This window comes from Streptomyces sp. NBC_00829 (genome assembly GCF_045161795.1).
Lineage (GTDB): Bacteria > Actinomycetota > Actinomycetes > Streptomycetales > Streptomycetaceae > Streptomyces.
Genome location: NZ_CP108867.1, coordinates 3344090 through 3365751, shown reverse-complemented (window position 1 = coordinate 3365751; position 21662 = coordinate 3344090). Strand labels below are relative to the sequence as shown.

General features: G+C 69.1%; 16 protein-coding genes and 1 pseudogene. 13 read left to right on the top strand and 4 right to left on the bottom strand.

The window, feature by feature from the left end:
- Position 1: 1 nt before the first annotated feature.
- The 7 genes and pseudogenes from nuoL to OG293_RS14350 all read left to right on the top strand — a co-directional run bounded on the left by nuoL (position 2) and on the right by OG293_RS14350 (position 9369).
- Positions 2 to 1897, top strand: a complete 1896-nt coding sequence (nuoL, locus tag OG293_RS14380; RefSeq protein ID WP_405999188.1) for an NADH-quinone oxidoreductase subunit L — start codon at positions 2 to 4, stop codon at positions 1895 to 1897.
- Position 1898: 1 nt separating this feature from the next.
- The gene (locus tag OG293_RS14375) at positions 1899 to 3479 is read left to right on the top strand and encodes an NADH-quinone oxidoreductase subunit M (RefSeq protein ID WP_405999187.1); all 1581 of its coding nucleotides are present in this window, start codon (positions 1899 to 1901) and stop codon (positions 3477 to 3479) included.
- Positions 3476 to 5125: an NADH-quinone oxidoreductase subunit NuoN gene (gene nuoN, locus OG293_RS14370; RefSeq protein ID WP_405999186.1), complete on the top strand. Its 1650-nt coding sequence runs from the start codon at positions 3476 to 3478 to the stop codon at positions 5123 to 5125. The genes OG293_RS14375 and nuoN overlap by 4 nt, the downstream gene beginning before the upstream one ends.
- 32 nt (positions 5126 to 5157) lie before the next feature.
- Positions 5158 to 5244, top strand: a pseudogene (locus OG293_RS14365) (IS5/IS1182 family transposase); the annotation flags it as partial.
- A gap of 619 nt (positions 5245 to 5863) precedes the next feature.
- On the top strand, positions 5864 to 6280 hold the full coding sequence (locus OG293_RS14360) for a hypothetical protein (protein ID WP_405999185.1): 417 nt from the start codon (positions 5864 to 5866) through the stop codon (positions 6278 to 6280).
- 810 nt (positions 6281 to 7090) lie between these two features.
- Positions 7091 to 7309 carry a hypothetical protein gene (locus OG293_RS14355; RefSeq protein ID WP_405999184.1) on the top strand — a complete coding sequence of 73 codons (219 nt, stop codon included), beginning with the start codon at positions 7091 to 7093 and terminating at the stop codon, positions 7307 to 7309.
- 146 nt (positions 7310 to 7455) lie between these two features.
- Positions 7456 to 9369 carry a protein-arginine deiminase domain-containing protein gene (locus tag OG293_RS14350; protein ID WP_405999183.1) on the top strand — a complete coding sequence of 638 codons (1914 nt, stop codon included), beginning with the start codon at positions 7456 to 7458 and terminating at the stop codon, positions 9367 to 9369.
- Positions 9370 to 9676: 307 nt separating this feature from the next.
- On the opposite strand, the gene OG293_RS14345 is transcribed toward OG293_RS14350, so the two are convergent.
- Positions 9677 to 10108, bottom strand: a complete 432-nt coding sequence (locus OG293_RS14345; RefSeq protein ID WP_405999182.1) for an ATP-binding protein — start codon at positions 10106 to 10108, stop codon at positions 9677 to 9679.
- 154 nt (positions 10109 to 10262) lie between these two features.
- Here OG293_RS14345 and OG293_RS14340 point away from each other — a divergent pair, with 154 nt between their 5' ends.
- The 3 genes from OG293_RS14340 (at position 10263) to OG293_RS14330 (ending at position 12826) form a co-directional block, all read left to right on the top strand.
- The gene (locus OG293_RS14340; protein WP_405999181.1) at positions 10263 to 11135 is read left to right on the top strand and encodes a helix-turn-helix domain-containing protein; all 873 of its coding nucleotides are present in this window, start codon (positions 10263 to 10265) and stop codon (positions 11133 to 11135) included.
- Positions 11132 to 11338 (top strand): DUF397 domain-containing protein, encoded by a 207-nt coding sequence (locus tag OG293_RS14335; protein ID WP_405999180.1) that lies wholly within the window; start codon positions 11132 to 11134, stop codon positions 11336 to 11338. Before OG293_RS14340 ends, OG293_RS14335 begins: the two co-directional genes overlap by 4 nt.
- 300 nt (positions 11339 to 11638) lie before the next feature.
- Positions 11639 to 12826: a sensor histidine kinase gene (locus OG293_RS14330; protein ID WP_405999179.1), complete on the top strand. Its 1188-nt coding sequence runs from the start codon at positions 11639 to 11641 to the stop codon at positions 12824 to 12826.
- On the opposite strand, the gene OG293_RS14325 is transcribed toward OG293_RS14330, so the two are convergent.
- The 3 genes from OG293_RS14325 to OG293_RS14315 all read right to left on the bottom strand — a co-directional run bounded on the left by OG293_RS14325 (position 12816) and on the right by OG293_RS14315 (position 17706).
- Positions 12816 to 13967 carry a metalloprotease gene (locus tag OG293_RS14325; protein ID WP_405999178.1) on the bottom strand — a complete coding sequence of 384 codons (1152 nt, stop codon included), beginning with the start codon at positions 13965 to 13967 and terminating at the stop codon, positions 12816 to 12818. The two genes, OG293_RS14330 and OG293_RS14325, sit on opposite strands and share 11 nt — an antisense overlap.
- A gap of 407 nt (positions 13968 to 14374) precedes the next feature.
- Positions 14375 to 15601 carry a fumarylacetoacetase gene (gene fahA / locus OG293_RS14320; RefSeq protein ID WP_405999177.1) on the bottom strand — a complete coding sequence of 409 codons (1227 nt, stop codon included), beginning with the start codon at positions 15599 to 15601 and terminating at the stop codon, positions 14375 to 14377.
- Between the two features lie 104 nt (positions 15602 to 15705).
- A complete protein-coding gene (locus tag OG293_RS14315; RefSeq protein WP_405999176.1) occupies positions 15706 to 17706 on the bottom strand; it encodes a CocE/NonD family hydrolase in 2001 nt (666 codons plus the stop codon).
- A gap of 175 nt (positions 17707 to 17881) precedes the next feature.
- On the opposite strand from OG293_RS14315, the gene OG293_RS14310 reads away from it, so the two are divergent.
- The 3 genes from OG293_RS14310 to OG293_RS14300 all read left to right on the top strand — a co-directional run bounded on the left by OG293_RS14310 (position 17882) and on the right by OG293_RS14300 (position 21564).
- On the top strand, positions 17882 to 18892 hold the full coding sequence (locus OG293_RS14310) for a polyprenyl synthetase family protein (protein ID WP_405999175.1): 1011 nt from the start codon (positions 17882 to 17884) through the stop codon (positions 18890 to 18892).
- Between the two features lie 176 nt (positions 18893 to 19068).
- Positions 19069 to 20076, top strand: a complete 1008-nt coding sequence (locus tag OG293_RS14305; protein WP_405999174.1) for a CHRD domain-containing protein — start codon at positions 19069 to 19071, stop codon at positions 20074 to 20076.
- A 174-nt stretch (positions 20077 to 20250) separates the two neighbouring features.
- Positions 20251 to 21564, top strand: a complete 1314-nt coding sequence (locus OG293_RS14300; protein ID WP_405999173.1) for a LolA family protein — start codon at positions 20251 to 20253, stop codon at positions 21562 to 21564.
- Positions 21565 to 21662: the final 98 nt, after the last annotated feature.

Sequence of the window (21662 nt, the reverse complement as noted above, 5' to 3'; positions counted from 1 at the left end):
CGTGGAGAACTTGATTGCGCTGCTCGTCGCGGCGCCTCTGCTCGGAGCCGCGGTCCTGCTGTGCGGCGGGCGGCGGCTCGACCGCGTCGGCCATCTGCTCGGTACGGCGTTCGCGGCTGCGTCCTTCGTGATCGGTGTGGTGCTCTTCGTGAACATGCTGGGCAAGGGTGCGGAGGAACGCACCCTGACCAGCACGCTGTTCACCTGGATTCCCGTCGAGAGCTTCCAGGCGGACGTCGGCTTCCAGCTCGACCAGCTGTCGATGACGTTCGTCCTGCTGATCACGGGTGTGGGCTCACTGATCCACATCTACTCCATCGGCTACATGGAGCACGACGAGCGCCGCCGCCGCTTCTTCGGCTATCTGAATCTCTTCCTCGCGGCGATGCTGCTGCTGGTCCTCGCCGACAACTACCTGCTCCTGTACGTCGGCTGGGAGGGCGTCGGCCTCGCCTCGTACCTCCTGATCGGGTTCTGGCAGCACAAGCCCAGCGCGGCGACGGCGGCGAAGAAGGCCTTCCTCGTCAACCGCGTCGGTGACATGGGTCTGTCGATCGCGATCATGCTGATGTTCACCACCTTCGGGACCTTCGCCTTCGACCCGGTGCTTGAGGTGACGGGTGAGACGAGTGAGGGCAGGCTGACGGTGATCGGCCTGATGCTCCTGCTGGCGGCCTGCGGCAAGTCCGCCCAGGTGCCGCTGCAGTCCTGGCTCGGGGACGCGATGGAGGGCCCGACCCCGGTCTCGGCCCTGATCCACGCGGCGACCATGGTGACCGCGGGCGTCTACCTCATCACCCGATCCGGAACGATCTTCAACGCCGCCCCGGACGCGCAACTGGTGGTCGTGGTCGTCGGCGCGGTCACGCTGATCTTCGGTGCCATCGTCGGTTGCGCGAAGGACGACATCAAGAAGGCCCTGGCCGGTTCGACGATGTCGCAGATCGGCTACATGATCCTGGCGGCCGGCCTCGGTCCGATCGGATACGTCTGGGCGATCATGCACCTGGTGACCCACGGCTTCTTCAAGGCCGGGCTGTTCCTCGGCGCCGGTTCGGTCATGCACGGCATGAACGACGAGGTCGACATGCGCAAGTACGGCGGCCTGCGGACGTACATGCCGATCACCTTCGTCACCTTCGGGCTCGGCTATCTGGCGATCATCGGTTTCCCCGGGCTGTCCGGGTTCTTCTCCAAGGACAAGATCATCGAGGCGGCCTTCGCCAAGGGCGGCACCGAGGGCTGGATCCTCGGCGTCGTGACCTTGGTGGGCGCGGCGATCACCGCGTTCTACATGACCCGCGTGATGCTGCTGACGTTCTTCGGCGAGAAGCGCTGGCAGCCCGATGCGGAAGGCCATGAGCCGCATCCGCACGAGTCCCCCCGGTCGATGACCATCCCCATGATCATCCTGGCGTTCGGGTCGGTCTTCGCCGGAGGATTCTTCAGCATCGGCGACCGCTTCCTGAACTGGCTGGAGCCCGTCACCGGGCACGCGCACGGGAACTCACCCCTCAGCGTGGCCACGATCACCGGGGCGACCATGGTCTGCCTGGCCGTCGGCGTCGCCATCGCCTGGGGGATGTACGGCCGCAGGCCGGTTCCGGTGCTCGCGCCGCGCGGCTCGCTGCTCACCCGGGCCGCCCGTCGCGATCTCTATCAGGACGACTTCAACCACGTCGTCCTGGTCCGCGGCGGCGAGCACCTCACCCGCTCCCTGGTCTACGTCGACCACACCCTGGTCGACGGTGTGGTCAACGGCACGGCGGCGTCGTTCGGCGGGCTCTCCGGCCGTCTGCGCAAACTGCAGAACGGCTACGCCCGCACCTACGCGGTCTCGATGTTCGGCGGTACGGCGATCCTGATCGCCGCGACCCTGCTGATGAGGGCGGTCTGAGATGTCCTTCCCACTCCTGACGGCCACGGCGGCGCTCCCGGCCATCGGCGCCATCGCCACCGCCGCCGTCCCGGCCGCGAGGCGCACCGCCGCCAAATGGCTGGCGCTGCTCGTATCGCTCGGCACACTGGCACTGGCCGCGATCGTGCTCGTACGGTTCGAGCCCGGCGGCGACCGGTACCAACTGACCGAATCCCACGCCTGGATCAAGGACTTCGGCGTCCGGTACGAACTGGGCGTGGACGGCATCGGGGTGGCGCTGCTCGCCCTGACCGCGCTGCTGATCCCCTTCGTCATCATGGCGGGCTGGCACGACGCGGACCCCCTGGAGACCGAACCCTCGGCGGGCTCGCGCTGGCGTCCGACACAGGGCTTCTTCGCCCTCATCCTCGCCGTCGAGGCGATGGTGATCCTCTCCTTCGAGGCCACCGACGTCTTCCTCTTCTACATCCTGTTCGAAGCCATGCTGATCCCGATGTACTTCCTCATCGGCGGCTTCGGCGACCGCGCCCACGCGCAGGGCGACGAGGCGGCGGCGACCCAACGGTCGTACGCGGCCGTGAAGTTCCTGCTCTACAACCTGGTCGGCGGTCTGATCATGCTGGCCGCCGTCATCGGGCTCTATGTGGTCGCGGGCAGCTTCTCGCTCACCGAGATCGCCGAGGCCCGCACGAGCGGCTCGCTCGACATGGCGACCAACACCGAACGGCTGCTGTTCCTCGGCTTCTTCTTCGCCTTCGCGGTGAAGGCGCCGCTGTGGCCGCTGCACACCTGGCTGCCCAACGCCATGGGTGAGGCGACCGCCCCGGTCGCCGTGCTGATCACCGCGGTCGTCGACAAGGTCGGCACGTTCGCGATGCTGCGCTTCTGCCTCCAGCTCTTCCCGGAGGCGTCCAAGTGGGCCACGCCCGTGATCCTGGTGCTCGCGCTGATCAGCATCGTCTACGGCGCGCTGCTCGCGGTCGGCCAGCGCGACATCAAGCGGCTGGTCGCGTACGCCTCGATCTCCCACTTCGGCTTCATCATCCTGGGCATCTTCGCGATGACGAGCCAGGGGCAGTCGGGCGCGACGCTCTACATGGTCAACCACGGGATCTCGACCGCCGCGCTGATGCTGGTGGCCGGGTTCCTCATCTCCCGGCGCGGCTCGCGGCTCATCGCGGACTACGGCGGGGTGCAGAAGGTCGCGCCGGTGCTCGCCGGCACCTTCCTGATCGGCGGCCTGGCCACGCTCTCGCTGCCGGGTCTCGCGCCCTTCGTCAGTGAGTTCCTGGTCCTGGTCGGCACGTTCGCGCGCTATCCGGTGGCCGGGATCGTCGCGACCTTCGGCATCGTGCTCGCCGCGCTCTACACCCTCGTCCTGTACCAGCGGACGATGACGGGCCCGGTGAGGCCCGAGGTGGCGAAGATGCCCGATCTCAGGGCTCGTGAGCTGGTGGTGGTCGCGCCCCTGATCGCGCTGCTCCTCTTCCTCGGCGTCTTCCCGAAGCCGCTGACCGACATCGTCAACCCGGCGGTGGAGCAGACGATGTCCGACGTACAGCAGAAGGACCCCCAGCCCGAAGTGGAGGCGGCCAAGTGAGCGCTACAACTGTCCACAGCCTGTGGGCGACGGCCGCCGAGCCGATCGACAAGATCCCCGCCCCGACCATCGAGTACGCCCAGCTGGCACCCGTGCTGATCGTGGTCGGCGCCGCCGTCGTGGGTGTGCTGGTCGAGGCGTTGGTACCGCGCAGGGCGCGGTACCACACCCAGGTGTTCCTGACCGTCGTCGCGCTCGTGGCCGCCTTCGCGGCGGTTGTCGGCCTCGCGGCCGGCGGATACGGCACGACCAAGGCGCACATCGCTGCGATGGGCGCGATCGCGGTCGACGGCCCGGCACTGTTCCTGCAGGGCACGATCCTGCTGGCGTCGCTGGTCGCCGTCTTCACCTTCGCCGAGCGCCGGCTCGACCCGGCGGCGCACGGCAACCGCATCGACTCGTTCGCCGCGCAGGCAGCCTCCGTGCCCGGCAGCGACAGCGAGAAGGCAGCGGTCAAGGCCGGGTTCACCACCACCGAGGTCTTCCCGCTGGTGCTGTTCGCGATCAGCGGCATGCTGGTCTTCCCCGCGGCCAACGATCTGCTGACGCTCTTCGTCGCGCTGGAGGTCTTCTCGCTCCCGCTCTATCTGCTCTGCGCCGTCGCCCGCCGCAAGCGGCTGTTGTCGCAGGAAGCGGCCGTCAAGTACTTCCTGCTCGGGGCGTTCTCCTCCGCGTTCCTGCTGTTCGGCATCGCCCTTCTGTACGGCTACGCGGGCTCCGTCTCGTACGCCAGGATCGCGGACGTCGTCGACGGCAGCGTCCGCACGATCGACCCGGCGCTCGCCGACACCATGGGCAACGACGCGCTGCTGCTGATCGGTGGCGCGATGATCCTGATGGGCCTGCTGTTCAAGGTCGGAGCGGTGCCGTTCCACATGTGGACGCCGGACGTCTACCAGGGAGCACCGACACCGGTCACCGGCTTCATGGCGGCGGCGACGAAGGTCGCCGCGTTCGGTGCGCTGCTTCGTCTGCTGTATGTGGTGCTGCCGGGGCTGAGCTGGGACTGGCGGCCGGTCATGTGGGCGGTCGCGATCGTCACCATGCTGGGCGGTGCGATCGTGGCGATCACACAGACCGACATCAAGCGGCTGCTCGCGTACTCGTCCATCGCGCACGCGGGCTTCATCCTCGCCGGTGTGATCGCGACGACCCCCGCCGGTGTCTCCTCCGTCCTGTTCTATCTGCTGGCGTACTCCTTCGTGACGATCGGCGCGTTCGCGGTGGTCACGCTGGTCCGGGACGCGGGCGGCGAGGCGACACACCTGTCCAAGTGGGCGGGCCTCGGCCGCCGTTCACCGCTGGTGGCCGCCGTCTTCGCGGTGTTCCTGCTCGCCTTCGCCGGCATTCCGCTCACCTCCGGGTTCTCCGGAAAGTTCGCGGTCTTCACGGCGGCGGCGGAGGGCGGCGCGGGCGTCCTGGTCGTGGTCGGTGTGATCTCGTCGGCGATCGCCGCGTTCTTCTACATCCGGGTGATCGTCCTGATGTTCTTCAGCGAGCCGAAGGCGGACGGCCCGACGGTCGCCGTGCCGTCGCCGCTGACGATGACGACGATCGCGGTGGGCGTGGCGGTGACGCTGGTGCTGGGCGTGGCTCCGCAGTACTTCCTGGATCTGGCGAGCCAGGCGGGAGTGTTCGTGCGGTAGTCCGGCTTCTGAGCGGTTTCTGAGCGGCTTTCGAGGTCGTCCGCCGCAACCCGGACGACCAGGGCAAGGGCTTCGTCCCACAGCCGAAGCGGTGGGTGGTCACCCGCGGAGCGGGTACCTCCGGCTCGGGAAGCGCGCCGGCCAGCCGCAGGACAGTGCCGCGGCTGACCGGCGCACCGACGATGTCGGCCAGCCGGGATCCGGCCCGGCCCGCAAGGGCGAGACCGATCGCGGCCAGGGGCGCGCGGAGCCGTTCGGTCGGCTGGCCGTGCCTTCGGGTCAGGCCGGGTATCTGCTCGACGAACGTACGGCGCCCGCACCCGGCGTTCGGCAGGCGAACCGGCGGGCCCGCAGCTGGAGCAGGACGCTTCGCCCCGCACTCGGAGCATCAGCGGGTAACCGCAGGTTCCGAGGTATTCCAGGAGCCAGCCGACCGGTACGTCGTCCGCCGAGTCTGCGGTCAGCTTCATGCGGCCGATGAGGACCTTCTGGGTTCGGGCGCGGAGCTTCGCCGAGGCGGTTGCCGTTGTCGGGGCCGTCACTCCGCTCCAGGAACCGTTGGCGTAGATGCTCGCGCCGAGCTGGTGAGCTCCAGCGCTGCTGACGAAGCGGTACCAGCGGCATCTGGCCGCCTGAGCCGAACCGTTTCGGATGGCTACCGAAGTAGTTCGTAGTTGCCGCCGAAGCATCGGGGCGGTCGAGAAAATGCACGGTTGTTCATGAATCCCTGCTCTGGTGATGTTGAGGCTGTTCCGCAGAACCCATGCGGAGAACCCGCGCACCCTCAACGAAAGGGATTACACTGTGAATTCTGATATTGATAGGCCGTCTTCCGCCCCTGCCTCGCACCGGCGTCCCGCCGAGCGCTCATCGCGTCTAGGGCTCACGCTGGCCGGCGCTGCCGCCGTCGCGTTCCTGGGCAGTGGTGCCGCGTTCGCGTCGGGCCAGGCTCCGGCGGGCGACACCGGGACGGCTGCCAGCTCGCCGGAACAGCACACGCAGAAGGATGCCGGCAAGGGCTCGGACGACCTGCGCGCGGCCGGCGTGACGGCGCTCGGTATTCCTGGATTTGACCCGGACCACAGGCCGCCCCTCGCCAAGAGCGCGGAAAATCCTTTCAAGACGAACAACTACTTCCCCTGGTGGCAGGCGTAGGCGCTTCGGCCGGGGCAAGCTACGGGGAGCGCCTTTGGTGTTGCGCCCGAGCAGACCAGTGAGGGGCCCGGCTGCCCAGGCAGCAGGATGCTGCCTGTCCCTTGGCGCCTCTGGTGATGCAGCAGGTCAACTGCCCTTCCGTGGCGGCTCCAATGTTGACACGGTCGGATAATTCCTCGTCATAGTGCCATAGCGCCCTTCGCAGCAAGTTGGCTGCGAAGGGCGCGTCGTGTGTAAAGGCGTTTGCGGTGGCTCCCGTTGCCATATGGGCCCGCGTCTCCAGGTGGACCGGACATTCCTCAATGGTGGGGAATCAGGGGGAATCGGTCTCCCCACGTGTCATCAATTCCCTCGCGGCAACAACGGCTTGGTCTGCTGCCGTGTTTCCCACAGCGCACCACAGCCAGCCGCCGAGCTCATCCCTGCCACACAAAAGGCAGGCCAGACCGTGCGTGCCCGTTCAGGCCGGGTGACGCCGAAGCCGCCCGCGACTTCGCCGATGCCGCCGCGACTTCGCCGGCGCCGAGCCGCTGATGCCGTCGCCGTGCCGGGTTCCGGGACCCCTACATCAAAAGACTTCGGTACGCCGCGAAGGGGCTTCGGTTCTTCTCCCGGGTGTGCGCTTGACCTGCGCTTAGCCCTCGCCGCACGCCGAAATCTACCCGTCCGCAAGTCGCCTTCTCCCTAACGGAGTTGAGTACCTTGGCTGGGCGGCACGTACACCGGAGTGGCCAACGGATTCCCGGATGGGAACGCTCGGCTACAGATCCGCCGGGAGATCCGGCACAGCCTCGAGAAGCGGGAAACGCCATGAATTCTCATAGCAAGCAGTCCACCTCCACCTCCACGCCCACCCCGCAGGCGGGCCGCGTCCGGCGTTCCGCCCGCGTGCGGCTGCTGCTGGCGTGCGGCGCCCTCGCCTTCGTCGGCGGCGGCATGGCAGTCGCCACCGCACAAGCCACGGCCCACGACAGCGGGACGGCGCAGCAAACGACGCTCGCCCAACGAGGTCACATGCTGCGTTACTGATCTTGGGCGCTTGACCCGAGACAAACGCGAAACACCACCCTTCGCAGCGCACTCGGGCTGCGGGGGGCGGTTGTCCCTGAGTTTCACGAACCACCACGACCGGTGGCCTTCCGGTCTGACAGCCGATCCCGGAAAGGGGAAGAACTTTGCGTACGAGCCATGCACGACGTGCGGCGCTCGCCGTGACGGTCACTGTTGTCGGGGCAGTTCTGGCGCCTGTGTCACCGGCGTTCGGCGCGCCCGCGGCGCGGGCGGATCTGCGGGCGGACGTGAACCGTGACGGGCGGGTGGACGTCACCGGCGCGACCGACAACGCCGGCGAGGACGGCTGGTCCCCCACGAGGGGCGCGGTGTTCCTGCCCAACATCGATGACGACACCAAGCGGTGCGCGGCCACGGGAGCGGGTGGCAAGCCGCTGCCGGACGCCCGGCTCGCCGCGTGCAACGACGCCTCCGACACCGTGGTGAACGGCACGAGCGACGCGGCTGACCTGGCGCGGGTGCGTTCCGTACCGATGGCGGACCTGCCGGCGGCCTCGACGGGCACCCTCAAGGTCACGGCCGGGGCCAGGAACACCCGCGTCTTCGTCAAACGGTCCACGGGCTGGACCTGGGCCACGGACAGGACCCGGCTCACCGCCGCCGAGCTGCGCTCGGGCGTGGAGCTGGGAGTCGAGGCCACCGACGTCATACGCGACGACGCGGCCTGGGGTGGCCGGGCGGTGATACGCCTGACCGTGACCACCGGGAAGAGGAGCACGTCGGACGAGATCACCCTGCGTGTGGCACCGCTGCTGACCCAGCACCACCTCCAGCAGGCACAGCAGTTGATGGTGACCAGACTGCCGGGGAAGGACGACTACGCGCGCCAGCAGCAGGCGTTCGTCAACGGCCTTGCGGCGGAGGTCAGGTCGGCCGGAATCGACAAGCCGCTGCTGACCTTCACCAAGTACCAGGACATCTGGGCCCAGGACTTCGTCGAGCCGGGCTATGTGAGCATGCCCGCTCCGGGCGGCCGACGGCAGGCGATGCGTGTGCTGCTGCGGTCGGCGCAGCCGTACCGTGAGGCGGGCCGGGAGCTGTTTGAGAAGCTGCGCGGCAACGGAGTCGGCGTGGTCCAGGTCTCGGGGGTCCGCGACTCGGAGGAGGAGACCCTCAACTCCACGGGGAACCTGGAGACCATTCCTCCGTACAGCCACGGCGGCCGGTCGTTCCCGGCCGGGCGGATCATCATGGGCGAGCGCAAGGACAACGGCTCGAAGCCCGCTCGGGCCATGCGCACCCTGCTGAAGTCCCAGGGCTTCCAGGACCCGTTGCTCCTGGACACCTCGTGGCTGGATGTGGGGCATGTGGACGAGTTCGTGCAGTTCCTGCCCGCGGACACCCCGCGCGGCTGGAAGATCGGGCTGGCCGACCCCGGGGCGGGGCTGCGGCTGCTGCGCGAGGCGCAGACGGCCGGGCACGGCGGGACGCGGATGTTCTCGGTGCCGGGACGCAAGGGCCTGCCCGCGCCCAAGGAGACGATCGCCCAGGCGCTGGCCTCGAAGTGGCTGGTGGCCGACAACACCATGGCCGCACAGCGGATCAGGGCGAACCTGGAGCTGCTCAAGCGGGAGACGGGTGTCACCGATGCCGAGATCGTGCGGGTTCCCGCGCTGTACACGCGCGGGTCGGAGGACGAGCGCGGCGACCGGATGCCCCGGCTGACCCGGATGGGAGCGGGCCGGGCGCCCGACGCGGTGCGTGAATTCGGTCAGCAGAAGCAGATCGAGCGGAACCGCAACGGCGCGGACGCCGCCCGGGAGGCCGTGAGGACCAGCGCCTACGTCCCGGGCGCGGTCAACGGCATCCTCCTCGGCAAGGACCGCTATCTGGCACCCCGTCAGTGGGGCCCGGTCATCGGCGGCAAGGACATCTTCACCACCGCGGTGACCGCCGCCTACACCGGAGCGGGCATGAAGGTCTCCTACCTGGACGACTGGCACACCTACCACCTCGGCATGGGCGAGGTGCACTGCGGCACGAACACCCTGCGAGACATATCCGCGGCATGGTGGTAAGCCGCAGCCGGTGGTGATCCCTGTGGTGTGGACGCGCCTGACTGGGCGAGGCGGCGTTGTCGTCCACCAGAGCTTTCTCCAGGCGGTTCCCGCGCCGCTCGGCCGCCATGTCGGCAGCGCCGTGCCGGCGGGCAGCGCAGGAGTTCCTGGATCCGCTGGTCGAGCCTGTCCTGGCGCCACAGCGTGAAGGAGTAGAACACCGCCGAGCAGGCCGGAAGATCACGGGGCGGATAACGCTACTGACAGCTCGTCAAAATCGATATACCGAACCTGGCCGCCCTGTCTGACCGGCGTTGGGAACTGCCCTTCACGATCCGTGGGGGCCCGGCCAGGGCCCGAGATCAAACTCGGCCCAGACGGTTTTGCAGGGCACGGGGCCCGGGGCGACGCCCCAGCGGTCGGCGAAGGCGTCGACGAGGATGAGGCCGCGTCCGGACTCGCCTTCGGGCTCCCGGGCGACGGGGAGACGGTCACCGCGGGTGTCGGTCACCTCGATACGGAGAGTGCTCTCGGTGGCGGTGAGGGCGAGGCGGAAGTCCCGTCCCGGTACGCGTCCGTGCAGCGCGGCGTTCGCGGCCAGCTCTGCGACCACCTGAGCCGCGGTCTCGAACCGCAGCCCCCAGGAGCGGAGTTGCTCGGTCGCGAGCAGGCGGGCGAGGCGGGCGCCTCTGCGGGTGGCGGAGAGCTGCACGCTGAACTGGCGGACCTCGGCCACGGCGTGGGGGATTTCTGAGTTCACGTGACTCAGCGTGGCCGCGGGTGCATACGCTGACCAGTGATGGAGCCGATGCGTATGGTGACTGTCCCGGGCTGTCCAGAGCTGTACAGGCTGTCCACCGTGACGTTCCGGGCGCGGGCGCCGTTGGGGACCGGCACCTGGGAGGTGGGCGCGCATGAGCGTGGGCAGCGACGGTACGGAGTACGCGGACGGGGCGGACGAGCCGGGCTGGGACGTCGATCCGGAGGACGAGTCCGGCGCGGTCGTCGCGGTGCTCGGCCATCAGATCAGGCTCTGGCGGGAGTCGGCGGGACTGCGACCGGCGGAATTCGGCGCGGCCATCGGGTACGGCGAGAACCTCATCTACAAGGTGGAGAGCGGCAAGCGCATCCCGAGGCCGGAGTTCCTCGACAGGGCGGACGAGGTGCTGGGCGCGGGTGGCAAGATCGCGGCGATGAAGAAGGACGTCGCGGAGGCGCGGTATCCGAAGAAGGTCCGGGACCTGGCGAAACTGGAGGAGCGGGCGGTCGAGCTGGGGGCCTACGGCAACCACAATCTGCACGGGCTGTTGCAGACGGAGGAGTATGCCCAGGCCTTGTTTGAGATGCGACGCCCCGCGCACTCAGAGGACCACGTAGAACGCTTGGTGGCCGCGCGTATGGCACGGCAGTCGATCTTCGAGCGGTCACCTCGCCCGGCTCTCACATTCGTCCAGGAAGAGATCACGCTGCGACGTCCGATCGGAGGCAGAATGGTCCTACGCAAGCAGCTCGAACGCCTCCTGGAGGTAGGTCAGTTGCGGAACGTCGAGATCCAGGTAATGCCGACGGAACTTGAGGACCACGCTGGCATGGGCGGTCGGATCCAGGTGCTGAAGTTCAGGGACGGCTCGGTGATCGGACGCTCCGACGACCAGTCGTCCAGTGGCTTGGTCTCCGATCCGAAGGAGATCCGGATCCTTGAGCTGCGGTACGGAACCATCCGGGCGCAGGCTCTCACGCCAAGGGAGTCCCTGGCCTTCATCGAGAAAGTGCGGGGAGACACATGACGGACAACTCGGCGGGGCACGACACCGGGCTGCGCTGGTCCAAGAGCAGCTTCAGCGACGACAGTGACAGCAACGAGTGCGTCGAGGTCGCCGCCACCCCCGCCACCGTCCACGTCCGCGACTCCAAGAACCCCGAAGGCCCCCGACTCGCCTTCGCCGTTGACCGGTGGGCGGACTTCGTGGCGTACGCGTCCCGGCGCTGAGCATCCCGCCCGCCCCTGGCCGCCCTTGCTACTGGGCGGCGGGCCGGTTCCGGCGGGGAGCGATGGCATGGTGACCGGTCTCACAGTCCTGGCGGCATGATCCGTTCGGGCTTCGTCCTGCCGGTAGGCTTCTGCTCGCTCGGGGCATTGCCACTGCGGCCGCGATGGAAGGAACGTTCCTGCACGCCGTTGTGTCGGGCCTGAAAGCAAGGGAGGCCCATGACCATCGGAATACCCGTGGGTGACGCAAAGTCAGGAAACGGGCACAGGAAATCCGGCGCTCCCCACGGAGTGACGGCGGTGGACATCGCGTTGTCGTCGGCAGCCGTCGTCTATTGGCTGGTGTACTACTACGCCAGCGGTCCCTTGACCGCCCCCGTCCCCGCCGGGACCCCGCTCTGGCCTGGCTGGGAATACATCTCCTGGGTGGCCATAGATCTCGCAGCGGCGCTGACGGTGTTGACGCGCAGACGTTGGCCGCTGATTGTCGTCGCCACCGCAGTCGCCGCACGCTTTGTCGTCAACTCCGTCGTGACGCTCCCCATCGCCTTCTACACCCTGATTTCTCTGCGACGGTACGTGTGGGCAGGCATCGGTGCTGCTGCCGTCCTGCTGGCAGCCGTCATGGAGTTCAGGGAGGGTGGCGGAACGGACCAGCGCGTGCTCCTGTCCCTGGTCACTGCATTTGAAGAGGTCGGCCTGCGGCAAATGGTGCCTTTCGTCATCGCTCCTGCCCTGGTTGCCGTCACGGTTCAGGAACACCGGCAACGAATCGGCAATCTCCGGTCCCTCAACGTCCAGCTGCGGCGCGAGCAGGAACTGGTGGCCCAGAACGCCGCGTTGACCGAACGAACACGCATCGCCCGTGAGATGCACGACGTCGTGACGCACTACGTGGGACTCATGGTCCTGCGAGCAGGGGCGCTCGAAGTGACGACCGGCCGTACATCCGAAGCCGGGGAGGGCGCGCATCTGATAGCAGAACTCGGCCGCAAAACAATGGTGGAGCTGCGCGACCTGCTCCAGGTGCTGCGCCCCAACGGCACGGGGGAGGAACTGACCCTCAGCCGCGCTGGAGAGGAGCCCTTCGACCCCGACCTGACAACGTTGCTGCACAGCGCCCGCGCTGCCGGCATGGCCGTGTCCTGGACGACCGGCGACAGCCTGGACATGTGCCCAGGGCCGCTCAGGTACGCGGTCTACCGCATCGTGCAGGAAGCACTGGCGAACGCCACGAGACATGCGCCGCAGGCCGCTGTGCAGGTCACGGTGGAGCGGGAGGCCGACGTCCTGCTGCTGACCGTGCAGAATCCTTTGCCCGCCGCGGCAGAGCGGCATCGCGGCCGTACAGAGAGCGGCAGTGGGCTCGGGCTGCTCGGTATGCGGGAACGCGCGCAGCACCTGCACGGCACGGTGGAATCCGCCATCACGCCGGACCGTCAGTTCCGAGTCCGCGCGACCTTTCCCCTGGTGCCGGTCAGTAGTTGATCGTGTGTTTGCGGATGATGGCTCGGGCCTTCCCGCTGATGCTCAGGCCGGCGCTGGGGCGGTCCCGCAGGAAGTACTCGCGGAAGTTCACCGGGCGCTTGCGTGCCATGAGGTCGATGGTCTTGTTCCAGTTGCCCCCGTCCGGTCCACCGGGCTCCCACAGGTCCAGCAGGGACGCGCCGACGCGGCCCTCCACCTCGTCACCGGTGGCAAAGGCCCGGTCCGCGGACAGGTCCACGGAGAAACCATCGGGGAAGACGAACCGGCGGTCGCCCAGGGCGTAGGCGGCAACGCCATTGGCGAAAGCCTCCGTCCAGGCGCAGGAGGGCGAGCTGCGCTTATCGATGAAGTGGGGGTCGCAGTTGTCGGCGGGGGGATCGTTCTTTTCGTACAGCTCATAGTGGAAGAAGTGTCCGGTCTCGTGCAGGGTGAGATGCCTGGATTCGGCATCCGCCGCGGTGAGGACGACGACGTTGCGGTCGGGATCGTAGAAACTCCCTGCCGTGGCAGGGGCCGGCCAGACGTAGGTCAGGGGTGTGCAGGAACCTGCGGTTTCGTGGCGCGTCCAGCAGGGAGTGGGGCTGTGCCGCTTGCTGTACAGCGGGTTGACCGTGTCTGCGACCTTCCAGGCCCCTGCCTTGGCGGACGGGGGGCTGACGATGCCGAAGTTCTGGTTGCGCTTGACGTTCCGCTTCCGTGCTGTGTCGAAGAAGGTGACATTCCGCGGCTTGTCGGAGTCGCGGATGACCTTCCACACCGGCGTACGGGCAGATGGAGGGGTGCTCTGCGCCAGGAACCTGACCCACAGTTGGGGTATGTCGGCCCCAGCGGTGTTGTGGCAGACCCGGAACGAGCCCTTGGCCGTGGTGCGGCCCGTGGCCAGCTTCGAATCGGCGCCCCGTGCGGTGGTCTTCCCCCACAGCTCCACATCGAGGCTGCGGGCGGGCGACGTTGCGGGTTTCAGACCGTTCTCGGCGTCCTTGTGGTGGTAGACGAGGGTGCCGCTCATGCACACCCTGGTGAGCGCGGAGGCGGAGCTGCTGAACACATACGGTACGGAGCCGGCGGATACGGCCGCGGCCGCGGTGACACTCCAGAACAACCTGCTGTGGATCCGGCGCTTGCTTGCGTGCTTTTTCATGGCGAAATAGCCCGTCTGTCAGCGTGGCCGTCGGGGTACGGCCGCCCTGCAGACAACCCGTAACGATCGTGGAGGGCATCGTCCGCGGGAAGGACTTTGCACGAGTACCTGCCGCTACCTGCCGCCTCGCCTGCGGGGGCGCACCTGGGCTTCAGGGCACGGCTGTGCATGCCTTGGTTCCGGCTCCGGGCCGGAGGCCATCTGACTGCCCCGGGCGCAGGCGCCTGGCCCACGCCCCCGTCGCGTTGTCGCGAGCTGTCCGTTGCCGCGGTCCACGCGCTCCAGTCGCCGCAGCCGAAGACGCCGCAGGCCCGCCGGCGCAGCCGGGACGCGATCGGCCGTGGCGCGATCGGAAGGCCCGGGGTGCGCCCTGTCGGTCCGGGGCGGGCCGCCCCGGACCCCGTACGTCACACCGCCGGTACCACTCGCCCGGTGACCTCCCCCAGACCGACCCGTACGCCGTCCGCACCGGGTGCCCAAGCGGTCATCGTCACCACGTCGCCGTCCTCCAGGAACGTCCGCTTGCCCTCGGGCAGTTCCAGGACGTCCCGGCCGTTCCAGGTGAGTTCCAGCAGCGAGCCGCGCATATGGACCTCGGGGCCGCTGACCGTGCCGGAGCCGAAGAGGTCGCCCGTGCGCAGGGACGCGCCGTTGACCGTCATATGGGCCAGCTGCTGGGCCGCCGTCCAGTACATGGTGGCGAACGGCGGCTCGGAGACCACATGGCCGTTGATCTCCACCGTGATGCGCACGTCGAAGCCGCCCGGCTCGTCGTCGCCGGAGTCGTCGAGGTAGGGCAGCAGGTCGAAGTCGCGCGCGGGCGGGGCGGTCCGTGCGGCGTCCAGGGCCTCCAGCGGGGTCACCCAGGCGGAGACGGACGTGGCGAACGACTTGCCGAGGAACGGGCCGAGCGGCACGTACTCCCAGGCCTGGATGTCCCGCGCCGACCAGTCGTTCAGGAGCGAGAGGCCGAAGACGTGCTCGCGGAACTCCGCCAGCGGCACGGGCGTGCCCGGCTCGGAGGGCGTGCCGACGAGGAAGCCGACCTCCGCCTCGATGTCGAGCTTGACGGACGGGCCGAAGACGGGAGCCGCGTCGGTGGGCGCCTTGCGCTGGCCCGAGGGGCGCACCACGTCCGTGCCGGAGACGACGACGGTGCCGGAGCGGCCGTGGTAACCGATCGGCAGGTGCTTCCAGTTGGGGGTCAGCGCGTCTCCGTCGGGCCGGAACATCCTGCCGACGTTGGTGGCGTGGTGCTCGCTCGCGTAGAAGTCGACGTAGTCGGCGACCTCGTACGGAAGGTGCAGCGTGACCGCGTCGAGCGGGTGCAGCAGCGGCTCCATCTCCGTCCGGTGCGCGGGCACGGTGAGCCAGGCGGTGAGCGCGCGGCGGACGTCGCGCCAGGCGGTGCGTCCCGCGGCCAGCAGCGGATTGAGGCTCGGCTGCGCCAGCAGCGCGGCGTAGGGGGAGCCGAGGGCGTGGGCCGCCGCCCCGGCGTCGAGCACATGCCGGCCGATGCGGACACCGAGCCGTCGGCGGCCCGGCTCGTCGGCCGTGCTGAAGACGCCGTACGGAAGGTTGTGCGGGCCGAAGGGATCGCCCTCGGCCAGATCGAGCGGGCTCTGCTCGGGCATCGGTGCTTGCCTCGCTTTCCACGTGTGTGGGTCACACGTTACGTGGGAGCCGCCCGGTCGCGGCAGGTCGCCCGTCCGGCCCTCCCGCCTCGCTTTCCGCGGGTTCACCCTGCCGTCCGCGGGATCCGCTTCTCCCACGTGCGATGGAAGACGATCTCGTCGCCGTCCTTGCACACCACCTCGTCCGAGGTGAGGAAGTCGGCCGCGTCGCAGCTGATTTCGGAGCGGGTCTCGATCGTCACGTCCCAGGCCATCTCCGGCCGGTGCAGCCGGATCGTCCAGGTGGTCAGGGCGTGGGCGGACAGCGGGTCCTGCTCGCGGATCGTGTACGACTCCAGGGCGTGCTCGGTGTACTCCAGGCCGTCCGGGTGGACGTGCCTGCCGCCCTGGCGGGGCGCCGCGTCGAGGCGCCATTCGCCCTTGGCGACATCCCGGGTCACCAGCAGACTGGGCCGCGGTTCGTCGAGTGTCACGGGGGTGCTCACGCCGAGCGGCTCGGAGTGTTCGGGTTCCTCGAAGGCGATCGCGGCGTCGGTGCTCTCGTCCGCCTCGCGCACGGGAAGGTCCAGCCGGGAGCCGGCCGGCTCCAGAGTGAAGCCCGCCGAGCCCGCGTGCGGCCAGATCCAGGGCCAGTACGCGGAGGAGACGGCCAGCCGGATGCGGTGCCCCGGCGGGAAGGTGTGGCCGATGCCGGTCAGCTCGAAGCCGACCTCCTCCGTCGTGCCGGGCGGCCAGGCGTTGGCGCGCTCGCGGCCGTGGCGGGCGGAGAGGCTGAGGGCGCCGCGGGTGACCAGGGTGGACGAGCCGTCCGGGGCGACGTCGCAGAGGCGGGCGATCACCTGGCCGTACGGCACGTCCGCGCGCAGCCGCAGGGTGACCCGGGGCCGCCCGAGGATGTCGATCGGGCGGCCGGTGACCGGGAATTCGAAGCAGGCCGAGCGGGCGTCCTCGTCGCGCTGGTCCGGCGGCAGATCGGCGTCGTTGCCGGTGGGGACGTAGCGGCCGGCGTCCATTCCGGTGTGCTGGGGCGAGTCGACGATCAGCGGCTCGCCCTGGAGGGCGTACGGCACGGGCGCGATGTGGGGCGAGGGCCACTCGGGGTCGCCGGCCCAGCGGCCGGGCAGCTCGGGGTAGGCCGTCGCGGGCGGGTGCGACGCGCTGATCCAGGAGCGGAGCAGGGGCTCGGCCATGACGCCCGTGTCCTTGTCCTTCAGCCAGTGGTCCCACCAGCGCAGGGTCTCCTGGAGGAAGCCGATGGCGGGTCCCGGTGGCCGGGCCCGGTCCGGGTATCCGTGCGGCCACGGGCCGAGCAGGCCCCGTACGCGGTCGGGAGGCAGATGCTCGACCAGGCGCAGCACCGTGTCCCGGTAGGGGTCGAGCCCGCCGCCCACGGCCAGGACCGCCGCCTCGACGGCCGCGTAGTCCTCCCGGACGCTGCCGTCCCTCCAGTAGGCGTCGCGGACCTGGTGGGCGAGCCAGGTGTGGACGAAGGGGACGAGGGACTCCAGCCGCTTCAGCCACAGCCCGCGCCACTCCTCGCCCACGTAGAGCGGGTCGGGCGGCCGGGCGGTGAAGGCGAGCAGGGTGGCGGCCCAGGGGTGCATGCCCGCGGCGAGCAGGGATCCGCCCAGGTAGTGGGTGTCGTTGTCGTAGCGGTCGTCGGTGGAGCAGACCGTGACGACCGCCTTCAGGGGCTCGGGGGCCACCGAGGCGATCCGCAGGGAGTTGGAGCCGCCCCAGGAGATGCCGAACATGCCGACCCGGCCCGTGCACCAGGGCTGCCGGGCCAGCCAGTTGATCACTTCGACGCCGTCGGCGGTCTCGGTCCTGTCGTACTCGTCGCCGGGCAGGCCCTCGCTGTTTCCGTGTCCGCGCACATCGACCCGTACGGAGGCATAGCCGTGGCCCGCGTACCAGGGGTGGCGCTGCCAGTCGCGGAGCGCGGTCGCGTCGCTGAGGCGGTGCGGCACATACTCCAGCAGAGCGGGGACGGGCTCGTCGGTGAGCGGCCGCCAGATGCGCGCGTACAGCCGGGTGCCGTCCTTGAGGGGGATACGGACGTCCTCATGGGCGGTCTCGTACGGGAAGGAAGTGCGGATACGCATGGCGGGAACTTCCTGGCAAATGGTCCACTCGCGGTCGTTTCAACTGATCACGAACATACCGGGGGAGGCGGGAAGCCGCCCACGGTGATCGAAACGCGACCGGATACGCTGACTTGAGTGAATCCAGCGACACATCGACAATCCGTGTGATCGTCAGCAGACAGGAGATCCCCTCGTGACCGTCGTCGGGCCGTTCGGGCTGAGCGTGCGGGACCAGGCTCTTGAGGCCGATGTCCAGACCGGATTGGCGGCCGTCGAGGCGGGACTCCTCGATGCCACCAAGAGTGAGGTGCCCTTCATCACGGAGGCCGCACAGCATCTCGTACGAGCCGGGGGCAAGCGCTTCCGGCCGTTGCTGGTGATGCTCGCGGCCCAGTTCGGTGACCCGTATGCGCCCGGTGTGGTGCCCTCGGCCGTGGTCGTCGAGCTCACCCATCTCGCGACGCTCTACCACGACGATGTCATGGACGAGGCCGATGTGCGGCGCGGCGTGGACAGCGCCAACGCCCGCTGGGGCAACTCCGTGGCCGTGCTGACCGGCGACTTCCTGTTCGCCCGCGCCTCGCACATACTGGCCGACCTCGGCCCCGAGGCCGTCCGTATCCAGGCGGAGGCGTTCGAACGGCTGGTCACCGGCCAGATCCTGGAGACCGCGGGCCCGCGCGACGGCCGCGAACCGGTCGATCACTACCTCGACGTCATGGGCGGCAAGACCGGCTCGCTGGTCGCCGTCTCCTGCCGCTTCGGCGCGATGATGTCCGGCGCCGACGAGCACATCGTGGATGTCCTCACCCAGTACGGTGAGCGGCTCGGCGTGGCCTTCCAGCTCGCCGACGACGTGCTCGACATCGCCAGCGACTCGCACGAGTCCGGCAAGACGCCCGGCACGGATCTGCGGGAGGGCATCCCGACCCTGCCGGTGCTGCGGCTGCGTGCCCAGGCGGAGGCCCACGGCCGCCCCGAGGACCTGGAGCTCGTCGCGCTGCTCGACGGCGATCTCACGGACGACGCCCGGCACGCCGAGGCGCTGCGGCTGCTGCGGGACCATCCCGCGCTGGAGCAGGCCAGGCACGACACCGTGCGGTACGCGGAGGAGGCGCGGGCGATGCTCGCCCCGCTGCCCGAGTGCTATGCGAAGGCCGCGCTGGAGGAGCTCTGCGACGCGGTGGTCCACCGCGCGGGCTGAGCGCCCCTGATCGCGGCCGATCGGCCCAATACCACGGCCGCGACCGGCTCCGGGATCAACCCCAAGGATGTGACTCAGGTCTCATTCTTGGATTGAGTCCAATCTCGGATCCAATCCGTACTCATGCCCGGAAGTCGACGCACCGGGCGTTGGCATCAGTACGGGGAGATTTCAGAATGAGGCGCAACAAGACCCTTCTTGTCGGTACCACCGCCATAGCCACCGCGGCCGGCGTCGCCCTCGCCGTGCTGCCGGCCGCCGCCGACAGCACGGGCTCCGCCGCCGACCACGCGGGGCACAAGAACGGCGGCCCGTCCGTCTCGGCGCAGAGCGGCGCCGGCTCGGACCTCGGCGCGTCCCTCTTCGTGGCGAGCCTGAACGGCGCGAACGAGGTGCCGGTGCAGGGCGGAGGTGCCGTCGGTGACCACGACGGCGCCGCCCTTGAGTTTGTGAAGGTCAAGGGGGACAAGGTCTCGGTCGCCGTGAAGTTCCGCGGCACCGACAGGCCGACCGCCCTCCACATCCACCGGGGCGTCAGGGGAACCAACGGCGGCATCAAGATCGACTTCACCGAGCTGCTGAGCAAGGGCAGGACCAGGAGCAAGGGCTGGACCGGCGCGGTCGCCGGCACGGTGAAGGTCAAGGACAAGGCCGTGCTCGACGCCCTGAAGGCCGACCCGGCCGGCTTCTACGCCAATCTGCACACCGCGAAGTTCCCGGCCGGCGCCGTCCGCGGCCAGTTCCACAAGGTGACCGGCTCCTTCGCCTTCGCCCACGCCCTCGACACCTTCCAGGCCTCGGTGGTCAAGGGCAAGCAGATCTACGAGTGCAAGAAGGCCGACGACGGCACGCTCTCCTTCCAGCAGCGTGATGTGCGCGCCACCCTCGGCGGGAACATCGCGCACTCCTTCGTCGCCCCCAACTCCGGTACTCCGCAGTGGGTCGCCCAGGACCACAGCGCCGTCACCGGCACGCTGATCAGCAAGACCCCCAACGGCACCAAGAACATCGCCGAGCTGAACCTGAAGGCCACCCAGTCCGGCGCGAAGCGGGGGCTGTTCGCCCGCACACAGGAGATCTTCCGCCTGAACACCGTGGGCGGTGTCGCTCCCGCCGGCAGCTGCGAGCAGGGAGCCGTGGTCGGCGTCCCCTACGGGGCGGACTACGTCTTCATCCAGCAGTAGCCGCAGCCCCGACCTGCAACGCGGCGCTTCCCCTACTGGTTGGGGGAGGCGCCGCGTCCTACTGTCATCCCATAGCAGTACGCCAAGTTGCTCCCGCGGTCTGACGCTTCTGCAGGCCCGATTTGGTCAGATGAAGAGCATCAGGCCTGACCAACCACGGAGGTAGGGCACACCATGGCACCGAACGACAGCACACAGACCACCGACGAGGCCGAGGACCCCCCAGCGCGCCGCAAGGCAACGCGTTACCTCCTCCCGGTCGCGGTGGCCGGAGTGGCGGCGGCGACCATCGGGCTCGTCCCGGCGCTCGCTGCCTCCGGTGACCCCGATCTTCCGAAGATCAGCGCGCAGGAACTCATCGAGAAGATGGCCGCGTCGGAGACACAGCAGCTCTCCGGGACGGTGAAGATCAACACGGATCTCGGCCTTCCGTCGCTGGGCGGCCTCGGCCTTCCGGGGGGCGGCTCGTTCGCCCCCGGCGGGGGCGGCAAGGGCGGCGGCTCGTCCGCGTCCCCCGAAGGCAAGCTGATGGAGCTGGCGACCGGTTCGCACACCCTGCGCGTCGCGGCCGACGGCCCCGACAAGGCGAAGGTGTCGATCCTCGAGGACACCGCCGAGTACAGCCTGATCCACAACGGCGACGAGGTCTGGGCGTACGACAGCGCTTCCAACGAGGCCTTCCACGCCAAGGGCGACAACTCCGGCGGGAAGGGTTCCGGCAAGGAGCACCGGGGCAAGGAGCACCGGGCCCTGCCGAAGGATCTGCCCACCACGCCCAAGCAGTTGGCCGACGCGGCGCTGAAGGCCGCGGACGACACCACCTCGGTGACCGTCGGCGGCACGGCCCAGGTCGCCGGACGTGATGCGTACCAGCTCGTCATCAAGCCCAAGCAGAGCGGTTCGACGATCGGGTCGATCAAGATCGCGGTGGACGCGAAGAACGGCGTGCCGCTCAAGTTCACGCTCACCCCGACCGGCGGCGGCAAGGCCGCGATCGACGCGGGCTTCACCAAGGTCGACTTCTCCGAGCCGGCCGCGTCCACCTTCGACTTCACCCCGCCCAAGGGCGCGAAGGTGACCGAGGCCGATGAGGCCGAGAAGGCCGAGGAGGGCAAGAAGGCCGAGAAGGGCAAGAAGGCCGAGGAGGGCAAGAAGGCCGAGAAGGGCAAGGGCGCCGGGAGGCACGAGGACCTCGGGGCAGGACCCGAGGACTTCCAGGGTCTGCATGTCATCGGCAAGGGCTGGTCCTCGATCGCGAAGATCGAGATGCCGGGCGGCCAGGGGATGAGCGCGCCGAAGGACGGCGACGTGCCGCCCGAGGCACAGAAGTTCCTGGACGCGCTCGGCGACAAGGTCACGGGGAAGTTCGGCTCGGGCACGGTCTACAAGACCCGCCTGGTCAACGCCCTGATGACCGACGACGGCACCGTCTACGTCGGAGCCGTGACCAAGGACGCGCTCGTGAAGGCCGCGAACGAGGCCAAGTAGCGGGAGGCGGCACACCGCACGAGGCCGGGTGGCCCGAGGCGACACATGCCGGGCGAAGAGGCAGCAGGCGCGTTTACCGTCCGCCCCGCCGTACGCTC